12 protein-coding genes and 3 pseudogenes are annotated in these 15,960 nt (G+C 69.4%); 8 read left to right on the forward strand and 7 right to left on the reverse strand.

What is annotated here, in order from left to right; genetic code table 11:
- Positions 1-26 precede the first annotated feature (26 nt).
- The 3 genes and pseudogenes from ACIRB7_RS30525 to ACIRB7_RS30535 form a co-directional block, all read right to left on the reverse strand.
- A pseudogene (locus ACIRB7_RS30525) lies at positions 27-908 on the reverse strand (molybdopterin-dependent oxidoreductase); the annotation flags it as partial.
- Between the two features lie 30 nt (positions 909-938).
- Positions 939-1,781, reverse strand: a complete 843-nt coding sequence (locus ACIRB7_RS30530; RefSeq protein WP_403604966.1) for an IS5 family transposase — start codon at positions 1,779-1,781, stop codon at positions 939-941.
- A 231-nt stretch (positions 1,782-2,012) separates the two neighbouring features.
- Entirely contained in the window at positions 2,013-3,032 is a 1,020-nt protein-coding gene (locus ACIRB7_RS30535; RefSeq protein ID WP_403604968.1) for an aldo/keto reductase, read from the reverse strand.
- 150 nt (positions 3,033-3,182) lie between these two features.
- On the opposite strand from ACIRB7_RS30535, the gene ACIRB7_RS30540 reads away from it, so the two are divergent.
- The 4 genes and pseudogenes from ACIRB7_RS30540 (at position 3,183) to ACIRB7_RS30555 (ending at position 7,006) form a co-directional block, all read left to right on the forward strand.
- Positions 3,183-3,773, forward strand: coding sequence for a TetR/AcrR family transcriptional regulator (locus ACIRB7_RS30540; RefSeq protein WP_403604971.1), 591 nt, complete (start codon positions 3,183-3,185; stop codon positions 3,771-3,773).
- 751 nt (positions 3,774-4,524) lie between these two features.
- Positions 4,525-5,169, forward strand: a pseudogene (locus ACIRB7_RS30545) (DUF6531 domain-containing protein); the annotation flags it as partial.
- A gap of 715 nt (positions 5,170-5,884) precedes the next feature.
- Positions 5,885-6,709 (forward strand): RHS repeat-associated core domain-containing protein, encoded by an 825-nt coding sequence (locus ACIRB7_RS30550; RefSeq protein ID WP_403604974.1) that lies wholly within the window; start codon positions 5,885-5,887, stop codon positions 6,707-6,709.
- Between the two features lie 108 nt (positions 6,710-6,817).
- Positions 6,818-7,006: a hypothetical protein gene (locus ACIRB7_RS30555; RefSeq protein WP_403604977.1), complete on the forward strand. Its 189-nt coding sequence runs from the start codon at positions 6,818-6,820 to the stop codon at positions 7,004-7,006.
- Between the two features lie 459 nt (positions 7,007-7,465).
- Here ACIRB7_RS30555 and ACIRB7_RS30560 read toward each other — a convergent pair whose 3' ends face one another.
- Positions 7,466-8,011, reverse strand: coding sequence for a hypothetical protein (locus ACIRB7_RS30560; RefSeq protein WP_403604980.1), 546 nt, complete (start codon positions 8,009-8,011; stop codon positions 7,466-7,468).
- A gap of 165 nt (positions 8,012-8,176) precedes the next feature.
- Here ACIRB7_RS30560 and ACIRB7_RS30565 point away from each other — a divergent pair, with 165 nt between their 5' ends.
- From ACIRB7_RS30565 to ACIRB7_RS30580, 4 genes are all read left to right on the forward strand, one after another.
- Complete coding sequence (locus ACIRB7_RS30565; RefSeq protein ID WP_403605089.1) at positions 8,177-9,415, forward strand: IS701 family transposase; 1,239 nt, start codon at positions 8,177-8,179, stop codon at positions 9,413-9,415.
- Positions 9,416-9,605: 190 nt separating this feature from the next.
- The gene (locus tag ACIRB7_RS30570) at positions 9,606-9,812 is read left to right on the forward strand and encodes a hypothetical protein (protein ID WP_403604983.1); all 207 of its coding nucleotides are present in this window, start codon (positions 9,606-9,608) and stop codon (positions 9,810-9,812) included.
- Between the two features lie 437 nt (positions 9,813-10,249).
- Entirely contained in the window at positions 10,250-10,573 is a 324-nt protein-coding gene (locus ACIRB7_RS30575) for a phage tail sheath subtilisin-like domain-containing protein (protein ID WP_403604986.1), read from the forward strand.
- A complete protein-coding gene (locus tag ACIRB7_RS30580; protein WP_403604989.1) occupies positions 10,570-10,791 on the forward strand; it encodes a phage tail sheath C-terminal domain-containing protein in 222 nt (73 codons plus the stop codon). The genes ACIRB7_RS30575 and ACIRB7_RS30580 overlap by 4 nt, the downstream gene beginning before the upstream one ends.
- A gap of 27 nt (positions 10,792-10,818) precedes the next feature.
- Here ACIRB7_RS30580 and ACIRB7_RS30585 read toward each other — a convergent pair.
- The 3 genes and pseudogenes from ACIRB7_RS30585 to ACIRB7_RS30595 all read right to left on the reverse strand — a co-directional run.
- Positions 10,819-11,019, reverse strand: a pseudogene (locus tag ACIRB7_RS30585) (ATP-binding protein); the annotation flags it as partial.
- A gap of 170 nt (positions 11,020-11,189) precedes the next feature.
- A complete protein-coding gene (locus tag ACIRB7_RS30590; protein ID WP_403604992.1) occupies positions 11,190-13,454 on the reverse strand; it encodes an FG-GAP repeat domain-containing protein in 2,265 nt (754 codons plus the stop codon).
- A 168-nt stretch (positions 13,455-13,622) separates the two neighbouring features.
- Positions 13,623-15,827, reverse strand: a complete 2,205-nt coding sequence (locus ACIRB7_RS30595; protein WP_403604995.1) for an FG-GAP repeat domain-containing protein — start codon at positions 15,825-15,827, stop codon at positions 13,623-13,625.
- Between the last annotated feature and the right edge of the window lie 133 nt (positions 15,828-15,960).

The raw sequence follows: 15,960 nt of genomic DNA on the forward strand, positions 1-15,960 counted from the left end.
AAGGAATGGGAGAGGGCAGCGGTGGTCTATTCGGCGGTGACGACGACGGAGTGCCAGCCGCTGGCACCGTCCGGGATCGTGCGTGTGCGCCGTTCGGTCTGTGTCTCGCCGGTGCGGTCGGTGGCCCGGACGGTGAGGGTGTGGGTGCCAGGTGTGGCCTTCCAGGGGTAGGACCACTGGCGCCAGGTGTCGCGGGAGTCCTCGGCGGCGAGGTCGGTCTCCTGCCAGGGGCCGTCGTCGACGCGGATCTCGACGCGGTCGATCCCGCGGTGCTGGGCCCAGGCGACACCGGCCACCATCACCGTCCCTGCGGCCGGGCGGGCGAACGGCTTCGGGGTGTCGATACGGGCCTGGGTCTTGATCGGTGCCTTGCGGGCCCACTTGCGCTTGACCCAGTACGGGTCGTACGCGTCGAACGTGGTCAGCTCGATGTCCTCGATCCACTTGCACGCCGAGACGTAGCCGTAGAGACCGGGGACGAGCATGCGCACCGGGAATCCGTGGATGAAGGGGAGCGGTTCGGCGTTCATGCCGACCGCGAGCATGGCGTCGCGGCCGTCCATGACGTCCTCGACCGGAGTGCCGAGCGTCATGCCGTCGACCGAGCGGGCGACGAGCTGATCAGCCGGTCCGCCCTGGGACGGGGGCCGGACGCCCGCCTCGGTGAGAAGGTCCGCGAGCCGGACTCCGAGCCACCTGGCGTTCCCGACGTACGGGCCGCCGACCTCGTTGGAGACACAGGTCAGCGTGATGTCGCGCTCGATGAGCTCCCGGGAGAGCAACTCCTCGAAGGAGATCTCCAACTCCCGGCGTACACCCCGTCCGTGGATCCGCAGGCGCCAGGAATCCGCCGACACCTTGGGGACGACCAGGGCGGTGTCCACCCGGTAGAAGTCCTTGTTGGGCGTGACTAAGAGCTCCCGCAGATAGGCGGGCGCTCATGGGCGTCGCTTGGGGCGGTCGTCCCAGCGGTGGGTGGTCCAGGCTCGGCGGATCAGGCTACGGATGGTGATGATCGTGTCCGCGAGGTCGAAGAAGGCGTTGATGACGGTCGCACGGCGCTCGTAGCAGCGGGCAAGGCGGTGGAAGGCATTCTGCCAGGCGTGCGTGCGCTCGACATGCCACCGCTGGCTCGCCTGGATCGGCGCCTTCTCACCCTTGTGCGCGATGCGGCCGTGCAGGTTGCGGGCGGCGAGTTCGGTGCGGCTAGTGTCCGAGTCGTAGCCGGCGTCCAGATGGACTGTGATGTCGTCGGGCAGCGGCCCGAGGTCGTCCAGCAGGTCCAGGGTCGGCGCGAGAAGCGGTGAGTCGTGGCGGTTCGCCCCGGCCAGGACCCGGCCGAGTGGGATCCCGTAACCATCTGTCATGCCTGAGCGTTTCAAGCCCTGCTTGCCGCGATCGACCGGTGAGGGCCCGGCGACCTCGCCGCCGCCGGGGGCCTTGGTGATGGAGCCGTCGATGGCGATCTGGTCGAGCACGAGCCCGACGATCCGGTCGTAGGACTCCAGCATGATCTGTTTGAGCCGGGCGAAGATGCCGAGCCGGATCCACTCGTCGCGGCGGTTGCGGATGGTGGTCGCCGAGCAGGTCGTGTCGGAGATCGCCTGGTAGGAGCAGCCGAAGCGCAGAAGCTGCAACAGCTTGTCGAACACGATCCGGTCGCTGATGCGGCGGCGGTGGCACCCCAGCGGGTGGGACGGATCGACCGTAGGGCGCTCAGGCAAGAACGCCGCGAATTGGTCCCAGAGCGGGTCAGTCAGCCATGATGGAAGCACGGGCACAGGTCCCCCAGTGATCACAGAGCGTCGCAACTCCATGATCACCGGGTCCTGGGCCCGCCTTGTCGCCGGGGACTTCCCACGCCGCCTGTCTGCGTGAGTGCGGCGGATTATTGATGGGCCGCCAGGTGATGGAAGTCCCATAGGCAGACTATGAAGCGGAATGTGCTATCGCCGTCTACTGCTGCAGCTTCGTGATGTCGCGCCAGAGGATGGAGGCTGTCGCTGGGACGATCAGCGTCGCCGCAGGGACGGGTCGAGCAGCGCGGGCGGGGTGTCGTTCTTCTCGTGTGCGGCGAGGTCGGCGCCGGGGGCGACGATGGCGTCGATCGCGTCGAGTACGTCGGTGGGGAGCTTGGTGTCTGCGGCGGCGAGCTGCGAGTGCAGGTGGTCCGGCGTCCGGGGGCCGATGAGCGCGCTGGTCACGCCGGGGTGCGCGGTCACGAAGCCGAGCGCGAGCTGGATCATCGTCAGGCCGGCGTCGTCGGCGACTCCGGCCAGCCGCTCGACGGCGTCGAGCCTGGCCCGGTTGGAGGGGGTGGTGGTGTCGAAGCGTTGCGGCATGAACGTTGAGCGGCTGGTGGTGATGTCCCTGCCCTCGCGGATCGCGCCCGACAGCCAGCCCGAGGCCAGTGGGCTCCATACCAGGACGCCGAGCCCGTACTGCTCTGTCACGGGCAGCACATGGGTCTCGACGCCGCGTTGCAGGATCGAGTAGCTGGGCTGTTCGGTGACATAACGGTTCAAGTGGTGCTCGCGGGCGGCCCACTGGGCTTGCACGATGCGGTAGGCGGGAAAGGTCGAGGAGCCGAAGTAGCGGATCTTTCCCGCGCGCTGCAGGTCGGTCAACGCTGACAGGGTCTCCTCGTCGCTGGTGTTCGGATCCCACCGGTGGATCTGGTAAAGGTCGACGTGGTCGACGCCGAGCCGACGCAGGCTGTCCTCCAGCGCGGTGACCAGCCAGCGGCGCGAACTGCCCTGGCGGTTGCGCTCGTCGCCCATCGGCATGGTCGCTTTCGTGGCCAGCACGATGTCGTCGCGGCGCCCGGCGATGGCCTTGCCGACCATCTCCTCCGACTCGCCGCCGCTGTACACGTCGGCAGTGTCGATCAGGTTGATCCCCGCCTCCAGCGCGGCGTCGACGATGGCGGTGACCTCGTCCTGGGTGGTGCGCCCGATCTTTCCGAAGTTCATCGCGCCGAGCGCGAGGGTGCTGACCTGCACACCGGTGCGGCCCAAGGTGCGGTACTGCATGACCGTGTCTCCTCATGGGGGAAGCGTGGTGCATTACATGGCTTGGTTACCGGGTTCCTGCTCTGGCATTATGAGCAAAACGGAACCTCGTTCCGGAACGATACGGAACATGGTTCCGTTTTTGCAAGCGGTGAGTGGAAGGAACACGTGGTGAGCGACAGCTGCGAGGGCGCAGGACAGGCGGCCCCGTCTGGGCGGAAGGACGCCCGACGTAACAAGGAAACCCTGCTCGATGCAGCCGCAGCGGTCTTCGTCACGTCAGGCGTGGACGCGCCGGTACGCGACATCGCGGCCAAGGCGGGCGTCGGGCTGGGGACGATCTACCGCCACTTCCCGACGCGAGCGGACCTCATCATCGGCGTCTACCGGCATCAAGTCGACGCCTGCGCCGATGCCGGCCCGGCCCTCTTGGCGACTAGTTCTCCGCACACAGCCCTAGGGAAGTGGATCAACCTCTTCGTCGATTTCCTGGTGGCCAAACACGGACTCGCCTCTGTGCTGCAGACCGACAGCGCCGGCTTCGAGGCGCTGCATGCCTACTTCCTCGACCGTCTCCTACCCGTCTGCACCGAACTGCTCGAAGCCGCAGCCGTCGCCGGCGAGATCCGCCCCGACATCGACGCGTATCAGCTCATGCGTGGCGTCGGTAACCTCTGCATCGGCGCGGACAGCGATCCCCGCTACGACGCACGCCGGATGACCGAACTGCTCATCGCAGGGCTACGCCGACCACACCACTGACCTCGGCGACCTCGCGCGACCGCCGCCTCCCCAGATCGACCGCTCCCCTCGGTCGCCTTCGGCACCACCGAGGAAGCCGCCGCCGCGGCCCTCTTCCTCATGGTCAACAACTACGTCACTGGCCAGATACATCACCATCGACGACGGCGAAACCCTCAGCTGAAACCAGCCACCACCTGGGCTCAGACTCCAGCATGACGGCAGCACGTGCGCAGGTCTGCCCAGTGATCACAGAGCGTCGCAACTTCGTGATCACCAGGACCGGTGTCCGCCTTGTCGCCAGGGACTCCCCAACCTGCCTATCTGTGCGACCTCTTAAGCACGTCTTCGTGGCGTGCCCGCAAGAAGACCGCTCGTCTGGCCGCGCTGGCCGTGATTACTTCCGGTGCGCTGGCCCTGTCCTCGCTGCCGGCCGTGGGCGCGGTCGCGCAGGAGGAGACGCCAACCTCATCCGCCTGGGGCAAGGACGGCGCCAAGCCCACCGCGCCGGAGGTGCCGGTGGGCGTCAACAAGCCGGTGCCCAGCGAGCCGTCGGCAGCCCCGTCGGCGGAGGAGGCCGCCTGGCGTGCGGCCCAGAAGCAGGGCCGTGAAGGGGGCGAGCCGGGCGAGCCGCAGAAGTCGGCGCCCTCGACGCTGGGAGTGCTGACGTTCGTACCCAAGGGGCAGGGGGAGGTACCCCTGGCACCGCTACTCCGCCACGCGCCTCACCGACGCCCTGGTGGCGCGGGTGAACCTGTCCACCGGCAACCTGATGCTGGCGGCAACCGACTTCGACATCGCCGGGGTCGGCCAGAAGCTCCAGCTGACCCGGACCTACAACTCCTTCACGGGGCCCATCGGCCAGATCGATAACTGGTGGCAGGGCTACGAGCGCCGCCTGGACGTGCACTTCAACGACACGCTGTTCCACTACGACGCCACCGGCGCGACGGTGGAGTTCACCAAGAACGCCGACGGCACGCTGGGCACGCCGGCCGGCTACAGCAAGGACCTGAGGAAGAACGCGGACGGCACCTACACGCTGACCGACCGCAAGTCCGGCTCGAAGGACACCTACACCTCCGGCGGCGTCCTGACGAAGGTGACCGACAAGAACAACGGCGTCATCACCGTCACCCGGCACAGCCAGGACGGCGACCACGCTGGCTTCAAGCTCACCGAGACCCGCTCGGGCCGCTGGATCGACCTGGTCAAGCAGGACGAGACGCACTGGCAGGCCACCGACAACACCGGCCGCACCGTCTCCTACGAACTCTCCGCGCCCGACACGACCGGCGAGGGCGGCGGCAACCTGATCAAGTCCACCGACACCGATGGCAAGTCCACCTTCTACACCTACGATTCCTCCAACCGGGTCGCGAAGGTCACCACCCCGCGGGGCAACGAGACCGTCTTCAACTACGACTCCGAGAACCGCGTCGTCTCCATGCAGCGCCTGGACGCCGGTTCGGGCCCGACTTGGACCTACGCCTACAACACCGAGTACCCGTACCAGGCGGGTACCACGACGGCGGTCGACCCGGACGGCGACATCACGGTCCACACCCACAACGCGGACGGTGAGGTCACCAAGGTCACCGACCCGCTCGGGCACAACCGCTCCACCACCTACCAAAACCACCTGGTGCAGACCGCGACCGACGCGATGGGCACCGGCACCGGCGGCACCGGCGGCAACGTCACCACCTACGGCTGGGACACCCGCAACAACCCCATCGCGGCCAAACTGCCCACCGGCGCAAACGCCACCGCCCAGTACCAGACGGTCGCCGGCACCGACCTGCCCACCCAACCGCCCCACCGCCATCAAAACGGTCTCCGGCACCGCCACCCTGGTCGACCTCGCCTACACCTACAAGTACGGCACCAGTGGCACGACCGACGGCACCAAGATCCGCACCCTGAAGGACAACGCCACCCAGACCACCACCACCTACGTCTACGACAGCCAGGGACGCCTGTCCGGCGTCGAACCCCGCAACCCCAACCAGGGCACCCTCTTCACCCGGTACTGCTACGACAAGGCCGGCAATCTCCTCGGCGCCCCCCGTCCCACCTGCACGACCAGCTACGGATACAACGACGCCTCCCAGCTCATCTCCAAGGGCGGCGTGACCACGGGCTGGTCCTACGACAAGGCCGGCAACGAGACCTCCGCCGCCCCCGCCGACGGCACCGCCCGCACCGGCGAGACCTGGACCGACCACGGCCAGCTGAAGTCGATCACCACCTCCGGCACCACCCGGACCCTGACCCACGCGGGCACCGACAACACCGAGCGCACCAAGCTCGCCGACACGACCTTCCACCACACCGCGCTCGGCCTGACCGGCACCACCACCGCCGGAGCCGACACCGGATTCATCCGGGAACCCGCGGGCACACTCAGCTCCGTGCGCAACGGCGGCAAGTCCTCCTATTACCTCACCGACGCCACCGGCAACGTCCTGGGCCTGGTCGACGAGGCGGGCAAGCGCACCCACACCTATACCTACACCGCCTACGGCACCGACTACAGCGACCCCGTCGAGTCCTTCTCCCAGCCCTACCGCTACGCCGGCGCCTACCTCGACCCCACCGGCCTGTACAAGATGGGCGCCCGCTACTACGACCCCAACCTCGGCCGCTTCACCCAGCCCGACCCCTCCGGCCAGGAAACCAACCCCTACCTCTACGCCGGCGGCGACCCCATCAACCACACCGACCCCACAGGTCTTTCCTTCCTGTCGGGTGTGGCGGACTTCCTGGACGACAGCAATGACATCTGGGGGGCTGTCACCGGCTGTGTCGCTGGGATCGGCGCTGCCGCGGAAACCGGGGTGCTCGCGTACGCCAGCGTCTACGGACCCTGGGGGACTGGTTTCGCGCTGGCCGGAAGCTGCGCCGTAGGCGGGGTCCTCGGCTACAACAACGCGGACATAATCAGCTACGGATGAAATACCCCGGAGAACGGTAGACGATTCACGGCCGAGGTGGGAACCGGTCTGGGTTCCCACCTCGGCTGCACGCAGGAAACCACAGCGGAGAAATAGGGAAGCAGAAATATGGGAAACAAAGCGAAGATGACGGTGTTCGTTCTCCTGATCGTGGCAGCCACTATCGCGGCGTTCATTCAGGGAAGCACATCCGAAGGGTCGGGAAAGGTAGTGCTCTTCATCCTCGGCTTCCTAGGGATCGCATCCCTCGCCATGGGCGCCTATGCCCTCCACGGCTCCAGGAAAGGGAAGCGGTAGGAGTGAGGCGGAACCCGGACAGCCGTACCGTGCCGTCGTGGACCGCGCCGGGCAACTCGTGGGGGCCGTGGCTATACGGGACGATGCTGTGCCTGAGCCTTGGCGTATTGGCCTGGCGAATACTCGAACATGACGGCGCTGGCCGCATTTTATTCGCAGCCATTACAGTTCTCGTATTTTTTCTCCTCCTGGTTTCCAATCTTATTTCGCGACGCCGACGAGCCGGGTTAGTACTCCAGCTGTAGATCGTGATCTTGCGGGTGGGGCCGGTGCTGAGACGGTGCGGCCACCGTTGATCACCGTGAGTTGTGTGGATAAATGCTGAGACCGTGACCGCAGGTCACGGCATAGATCTCGCCCGATGGCGGGAGGCATTCGAGGGGCAGATCGCGGGCCAGTTCGCGCGGGTCGGGCCGGGCGGGGCCAAAGGGCCGTGCCGGACCAGCAGCTCCAGGAGTCTCACATGTACTCGAAGTACCGGTCGTACCAGTACGCCTTTCCCAGCTCCTCGTCGTCCTCGTCTTCGGCCACTTCGCGCGCGGCCACGAGCACCGCCACCAGCTCCTCGTCTCGGTGCGCCTCCAGGACCGACGGCCCGTCGTACGGCTCCCAGAGCAGCTCGGACGGGACGAAGGTGCACCCCACCGCCGTACAGACGCCGTCGAGCCACGTCACGAACTCCTCGGTCAGGCCCGCCTCGCCGCGGGGGACACCCTCACCGACCACCACTTCCGCGGTGACGAAGTAGCTGCCGAAGTTGCTCATCGCGACACACATGGACCGACCGAGGCCCGTCGCGTCCGCTGGGACATTGATGACACCGTAGAAACTGGCGTCCTGCCCCAGGCCACTTGAGCAGGACGGCCCGAAGCGTTCCTTCAGGGCACCCACCAGCCGGGCGAAACATTCCCGCGAAGTGTCCAGGTCGAAATCCGCGGGGCGTTCCAGGTGGTGGGGGTCGTCGTGCGCCAGCAGGAGCGACCGGATCTGGTCCATCAGGAGCATGTCGTGACCTTCCGTCAGTTCTTGTGCGGGGAAGGGTGGTGGGGCCGGTGCAGAGACGGGTGCGGCCACCGTTGATCATCGTGAGTTGTGTGGACTGACGATGAGACGGTGGCCGCAGGTCACAGCATAGATCCCGCCCGATGGCGGGAGGCGTTCGAGGCGGCCATGGGCCGGATCGCGGGTCGGTTCGCACGGTACGAACCGAGGCTGCGGGCCCAGCGGTTGGTGCTGGGTCTGCTGTCGGACCTGCCGCGCAAGAACTGCTGGACGATCGCCGAGTGGGCCGGGGAGGCCGGCCCGCACGGCATGCAGCATCTGCTGTGCCGGGCCATCTGGGATGCAGATGCCGTCCGCGACGACGTGCGCGAATACGTCGTCGAGCACCTCCACGACGAGGCCGCGGTGCTGGTCGTCGACGAGACCGGCGACGTGAAGAAGGGCACCCACACGGTCGGGGTCCATCGCCAGTACACCGGAACGGCCGGCAGGATCGAGAACTCCCAGGTCGCGGTCTACCTCGTCTACGCCGGCGTCCGGGGACACGCGGCGGTGGACCGGGAGCTGTACATCCCGCGCTCCTGGACGTGCGACCCGGACCGCTGCCGGGTAGCGGGGCTCGGCGAGGACACCGTCTTCGCGACCAAGCCGGAACTGGCCCGCACGATGATCGAACGGTTCCTGGACGCCGGACACCACGTAGGCTGGGTCACTGGGGACGAGGTCTACGGCGGCAACCCGAAACTGCGGGCGGCCCTGGAGGAACGCGGCGTCGGCCATGTCCTCGCGGTGGCCTGCTCGGCCGAAGTCGCCACCCGCGCGGGGAAGTTCCGCGCGGATGTCCTGGCGGCGAAGGTGCCGAAGCGGGCCTGGCAGAAGCTCTCGGCCGGACGTGGTGCGAAGGGACAGCGGTTCTACGACTGGGCCGTCATCGACCTTGCCGAGCCGACGCCGGGCAGACGCCAGCTCCTGATCCGCCGCAACCGAACCACCGGCGAACTCGCCTACTACCGCTGCTTCTCACCTCGGCCGGTGCCGCTGACCGAGCTGGTACGGGTCGCCGGATCCAGATGGCGGGTGGAAGAGACCTTCCAGGCCGAGAAAGGGCTGGCGGGACTCGACGAACACCAGGTCCGCCGCTACCCCTCCTGGACCCGCTGGGTCACCCTCGCCATGCTCGCCCACGCCTTCCTTGCGGTGGTCCGTGCCGATGAACACGCCCGCCATCCCGGGCCGGCCGACTTGGTCCCGCTGTCCTGCAACGAAATCCAGCGCCTGTTCATCACGGCCGTCGTACAGCCTCTCCATGACATGGCCCACCGACTCGGCTGGTCTCACTGGCGACGCCGCCATCAAGCCCGGTCCCGCACCAGCCATTACCGGCGGCAAGCCGCAACCCAGACATGAAGATCACGATCTACAGCTGGAGTATTAGGGAGTCATAGCCGACGCCCCGGGTCGAGGACTGACGAGAAGTGAGCCTTTTCCAACCTGCTGGCGGGGCTGGCTGGTTGGGGCACCCTACGCGAGGTGAACGACGAAGCTCCTGGTAGACGGGTTCACGACCAAGATCACCCGTGCCGACCAGGAGCTTCGCGTGCGCACGAACCGGTCGAAGGCCGACCAGGACCCGTGGGAATGGATGCCGCCGCTCCCCGACGCGCACTGCCGCTACGTCTCGGAGTGGGTCGCCACCAAGCTCCGCTGGGGCCTTGCGGCCGACCAGGGCGAGGCCGACGCGCTGAAGGTCTACGCCGATGGTCCGTGCGAAACGGCCGTCGTCCACCACACCCCGGCTGTGTAGTCGCCGGCCCCTCGGATTTCCTGAGCCGGCGCTTGCCTTCTGCCAGCCCGCTTTCGCTGACCATCCTGCTCGAGCCCCATGGAGAAGGGATCTCATGAAGGCTTTACGAAATTTCCTGCCAGTCCTCACGGCGTGCGCGGCCGCAGCGGCCGCTACTGTCCTGCCCGCGGCCGCTGCCCCACTGCCGAACGACGCGCTGCCATGGAAGGCGCTGGACCCCGCCGACGCCGGAGGCGAGGGCCTGCAGATGTGCGTCGGTGAAGCGCACAAGGCCCGGCCCGAAGCCTGGAGTGGCGCGGCATCAGCTCTCCGGGTCGGCGGGGGCGGTGGGGTCGATCAGTCCGAGCAGGCTGGTGGAGGCGCGGGCGGCCAGTGCGGCGTCGTGGTCGCGCTGGGTGCGGTCCCGTGCGGCGGCCATCGCGGAGCACTGCGAGCGGATGCGTAACCGGATGGCGGTTTTGCACCTGGCCCAGGATGCCGAACCCAGCAAGGACGCCGTCGAATTGCTGGGGATTCCCACGTCGGCTCGGAGGTACACCACCGTCTACTACCCGTGGGTGAAGGTACCGTCCGACCCCCGGCAGGAGGACGGAACAACGATCACGGTACCGCCGACCGGGCACGTCGCCGGCACCTGGGCGCGTGTCGACAACGAGCGCGGTGTGCACAAGGGGCCCGCGAACGAGAAGCTGCGGGGCACAGTCACGCCCGCCCGCGAAGTCTCTGAAGCCGAACAGGGCCCGCTCACGATCAAGGGGTGAACTGCCTGCGCTCACTCCCGGATGCCGGACTGCTGGTGCGGGGGGCAAGTACGCTCGCCGCCGACGATGGGTTCGACCAGCTCAATGTGCGGCGCACGTTCAACTTCGTCAGGGAATCCATCCGCAGCTCCATGGGCTGGGTGGCATCGGAACATAGCGACGACGCCCTGAGGGCGGCCGTGAGGACCTGCGTCACCACATTCCTCACCAGCGTGTGACGGCGGCGCGCATTGATCGGTAAGACCCCGGACCGGCACCCGCCCGTGCTGCACCGAGTTGTTCGCCAGCTCGGCCACCACTAGCTCCGCCGCCTCCGACGCGGGCCCCCACGCCCGCAGCTGGTGCGCCGCCAGCCGCCGGGCCAGGCGCGCGCCCCGGGGCGTGGGCGTCAGACGGAGCACGAACTGCGGGACTTCGAGCTGCGGATGGAGGGGGAGGGCGGGCACGTACGGGTGGGGCTGCGGGACGCGCGCGGCGAGTGCCGGCCGTTACCGTCCCGGGAGCCGGACGAGGGTGGCTACAGGCTGCTGCTCGTGGCCACCCTAGCGAGGGCGTGGGGCGTCAGGGACCGGACGGTCGGCAAGACGGTCTGGGCGACCGTGTCGCGCCGTAGGGATCAGGCGAAGAGGTTGAACCAACGGCTGTCCTGGATGAGGTTCACTCCCTCTCCGGGGCGGAACGGCGCCTGCCACGCGCCTGTGCCTCGGTAGAGGAACGGTTCCGGGATGGCGTCGTTGACGTCGGACGCGTACAGGTCGGGCTTGCCGTCGCGGTCGGCGTCGCCGGAGCCGATCAGGTCGTCGTAGCGCTGCCAGCCGCCGCCGATGCGGGTCCGGGCGGCGAAGGTGCCGTCGCCCTTGCCGAGGTATAGCCAGAGGACGCCGGTGCGGTCGCGGGCGACGAGGTCGCCGTGGGCGGCGCCCGCGAGGTTGCCGGTCGCGGCGATCCGGTCGTACGTCTGCCAGCCGCCGCTCCCGATCAGCCGGCGGGAGGCGAAGGGCTCGGTCGCGGAGCCCGTGCTCCGGTACAGCCAGAGGCGGCCGGACCCGTCGGTGGCGACGAGGTCGGGGCGGCCGTCGCCGGTGAGGTCGCTGCCGCCCGTCAGGAGGGTGTACGCCTGCCAGCCGCCGCCGATCCGGGTGCGAGTGGTGAACGGGGCCTTGCCGTTGCCGGTGCCCTGGTACAGCCAGAGCACCCCGCTCCGGTCGCGGGCGACGACCTCGGGGGCGGCGGCCCCGGCGATGTTGCCGGTGGCCTCGATCCGGTCGTACGCCTGCCAGCCGCCGCCGACGAGCGAGTCCGGGTTCTGGTAGGTCTCTCGCCCCTCCTCCCGGTAGTGGACGTCCTGGAGCCACAGGTTGCCGGATTCGTCGCGGGCCAGGATGTCCGGGGAGCCGTCGCTGTCGTAGTCGTGCGCGCCGGTCTTGCGGTTGACCGTGAAGGAGCCGGACGCCTTCAGTGTGGGCCCGACGCGGTTGAGCGGGCTCGCGCTGATCTCCCAGGTGTACGGGCTGGCCGAGGCGGAGGTCCAGAAGTTGGGGGTTCCCTGCCAGTTGAGCGTGCCGTTCCAGTCGAACCGGGTCGGCTGCGGATCCTCGCCCTGCTCCGGCTGGGCGACGTACTCCGTGATCGACTCGCCCGTGCGGGTGTTGCGGAGGGTGACCCACATGGTGACGTTGGTCCGGCTGAGCACCCAGGACATGGGGAGCTTGCCGCCGGTGAGGTCGAGGTCCACCGTCGTGGGGACGGCCTGGCCGAGCAGCGTGACCTGCGTCGGCTCGCCCGTCACGGCGAGCCGGGTGGCGATCGGGACGCCGTCCGTGCCGGGCGCGACCCGGTAGAGGCCCTCGCCGCCGGTGACTGTGCCGCCGACGAAGCCGAGGGTGTCGCCGGCGGTGTCGAAACCGGACACCGTGTGGTCGAGGAGTTTGCGCGTGGTGGTGCCGGTGAGGCTGCGGGCGGTCAGCGGGATGAGCGTGCTCGCTTCCTCCGCCAGCAGCCCTCCGGGCCGGGAGTAGGTGACCCAGTCCCCGGCAAGGCCGAGGAGCAGCCTCCCCGATGTGGGCATCGGGAAGCGCTGGACCATCTGGGTGGAGCGGTCGAGGACGACGACGCTTGTACCCGCACCTGACTCGTACTCGGTCCAGGCGACGTGCCCGGAGGAGAGAGCGTAGGCGAACTCCTCCGTCGAGCCTTCGGCCGGGATCTGGCGGGAGGAGGCCACGGTGGCGGAGTCGAGGTCCACGATCGCCAGGTGCTTGGCCACCACTGTCGTCCCCTCACCGGTGAAGTACTTCACCAGCGCCTCGCCGTCGGCGCCCGCCACCGCGAACAGATCGGACGCGTCCGCGGGCAGCCCGGTCACCGTTCGGCGCACCGGTCCGTCCGTGCCGGAGGAGTAGACGTCCAGGGGGCTGTGGCCTGAGAGGTCGGCCCGGACGAAGAGGTGGGAGCCGACGGCTCCCGCGTACCGGTCCCAGTCCAGAGGCAGCGAGAAGAGGTCCGTGCCCGTGGTCAAGTCCCGCAGGGTGGTGGTGGCACGGTTCTGGAGGACCGCGATGTCCGAGTCGCGGGAGAGGTAGGTGCGGGGCTTGTACGGGACGGTGGTCACCGCCCCGTCGGCCAGGCGGGTCCAGCGCCGGAGGGTGTAGTCGTCCGCGTCCTGGCTCAGGAACCCGGTCCGGCCCATGCCCAGGACCTTGTCGCCGGGCTTGAGGACGGGCGCTGTGGCGTCCGCCGTCGCGGCGGGCGCGGTGACGGGCAGGGAGCCGGTCCTGGTGGCGGCGCCGGCGGGGAGGACGGCGGGGCCGGCGGTGGCCATCAGGACGACGGCGACGACCGCGCCGAGACGGCGGTGTGCGGTGTATCTGGGGCGAGCCAAGGAAGGAAGCCTCTCAGGGGGAGGGGGAGGGGGAGGGGGAGGGGGGAGGGGGTCAGTAGAGCTGCGCGTCGCTTCACAGCGAGCCGATGTAGCGCCCGGGGGGCGAAGGGCGCCGTCCGCTGGGCCGTGACCCGGTAGTCCGTCAGGTCCGGGGGTTCCGCGGCCTTCTCAGAAGACCAGCCCGTTGTCGTCGTTGAAGGTGTTCGGAGTGCCCAGCTTCCGTCTCGGGGCGAAGGGGGCGCGCACGTCGCCGGTGCCCTTGTAGTAGGAGAGGGACTGGCCCCTGTACAGCGCCTTCCCGTCGACGAGCAGGTCGGCGCGGCCGTCCCGGTCGGCGTCGCCGATGCCGACGATCTCGTCGTACTCCTGCCAGCCGCCGCCGATCCGGGTGCGGGTGGTGAAGGTGCCGTCGCCCTTGCCGAGGTACAGCCAGAGGACGCCGTCCCGGTCGCGGGCGACGAGGTCGCCGCCGCGGGCTCCGGCGATGTTCCCGGTGGCGGTGATCCGGTCGTACGTCTGCCAGCCGCCGCCGATCCTGACGCGGGGCGCGAAGGGCTTCGTGGCGCTGCCGGTGGAGCGGTAGAGCCACAGGACGCCGGTCTTGTCGGCGGCGAGGAGGTCGGCGCGGCCGTCGCCGGTCAGGTCGGAGCCGGCGGTGATCTTGTCGTAGGTCTGCCAGCCGCCGCCGACCTCGACCCGGCGGGCGAGCGAGGTGCCGGTGCCCTGGTAGAACCAGAGGACGCCGGAGCGGTCGCGGCCCACCACGTCGGCGAAGCGGGAGCCGGCGACGTCGCCGGTGGAGACGACGCGGTCGTACGTGTTCCAGCCGCCGCCGTGGTCGGTCCGCTCGGACACGTGCAGGTACTGGGTGAGGATCTGCCGGAAGTCGTACGACAGCAGCCGGCCGTCGTCGTTGCGGACCAGGAGGTCCGGGGCGCCGCTGTCCGAGTAGTCGTGCGGTCCGGTGCCGCTGTCGACGGTGAGGGTGCCGGTCCGGACGAGGTCGGGGCCGATGCCGTTGAGGGGCTTGGCGGTCAGCGTCCAGGTGTAGGCGCCGTTGCGGGCGGCCGACCTGTCGGGGAAGACGCCGTCCCAGGTGGCGGCGGTGAGCCCGATGTTTCCGTTGACGGGGCCCTCTCCCCTCGTCCACCGCTTGCCGGTCGCCTTGTGGACGAGCTCGAAGTCCGCCACCGCGTTGTTCCGGCCGACGTGCCAGATCAGGGTCGGCTGCGGCACGGCCGTACGGAAGCTCAGGGTGGTGGGGACCGACTCGTACGTCAGCGTCAGCGCGGTGGCCAGACCGTTGCTCGCGCGGAGCGTCGCGACCGGCCGGCCGTCCGCGCCGGGGTCGATCCGGTAGACGCCCTCGCCGCCAGCCAGGGTCCCGCCCTGGACCGTGCCGGAGCCGTAGAGGGCCTTCGTGCTGTCCATGACCTTGACCGCGTCCCCGCCCGCGAGCGGGCGGGCCATGAGCGCGAACAGCGGGTTCGGCGCGGAGGCGTCGGCTCCGCCGTGCACCGTGTACGTGACCCAGTTGCCCATGACGTCGACCCGGAGGCCGGTGCCGGTGCCGGTGAGCGGGGTCCGGACCGTGGCGGTCTCGCCGCGGCGGGCCGAGACGACGGTCAGCCGGCCCTGCGCGTCCTTCTCGGCCCAGGCGACGTGGGTGGCGGAGGCGCTGACGTCGGTGGCGGAGGCGGGCAGAGCCCGGTCGTCCGCGATCGTGCCGGTGGCCAGCTCGACGACGGCGAGGCGCCGCTGGACCGTCCCGCCGACCGTGCCGGTGTACGCGAGGGCGAAGACGTCGGGCACGGACAGGTCGTAGGCCCCGAAGGCGGCGTCCGCGGGCAGGCCGGCGACCTCGTGGTCGACGAGCCTGCCGTCGTCGTCGGCGGAGACCAGGTGCAGGCTCGTGCGCCCGGAGCCGTCCACGACCGCCAGGAGGAGGGCCTTCCCAGCCGCCCTGAGGAGGTCGGAGGCGGGGCCGAGGGACGAGGTGTCGACGACGACGGGCGCTGCGCCCGTCGCCATGTCGCGCAGCTCGTAGGAGGTGGGGCCGTTCTGCTTCACGACGACGTCGCTGCCGACGGACCCCCGGTACGTGCCCGCCGGCAGCTCGACGGTGCCGCCGTCCGCGTACCGGGTCCAGGTGAAGCGGTCGCGCGCCTGCTCGTGGACGGTCAGGAAGCCGGACGGGCCGCCGCCGCGCAGGAGCCCGTTCTCGGGCACGCGCACGGCCTGCTCCTGTGACAGGTCGGCGGCCGCCGACGGACCGGTCGCGGCGGGCGCCGCCACGGCGGGGGCGACGGAGGCACCGCCGGCCGTCACGGCGAGTACGAGGGCGACGGCGACTGCACGGACGTTGTGGGACAACGGAGACGTTCCTCCCCAGGAGTGGGGGGGGGGGGCGGCCCCCCCCCCCCCCCCGCCCCCGGGGGGAAACCAAATGGTGTTAAGGCCCGAATAAAAACAAACCCGCGCCCGCCCCCCGGCCCGGGGACAGGGG

This window comes from Streptomyces sp. NPDC093795, assembly GCF_044764665.1.
In the GTDB taxonomy this organism is placed as follows: Bacteria; Actinomycetota; Actinomycetes; order Streptomycetales; family Streptomycetaceae; genus Streptomyces.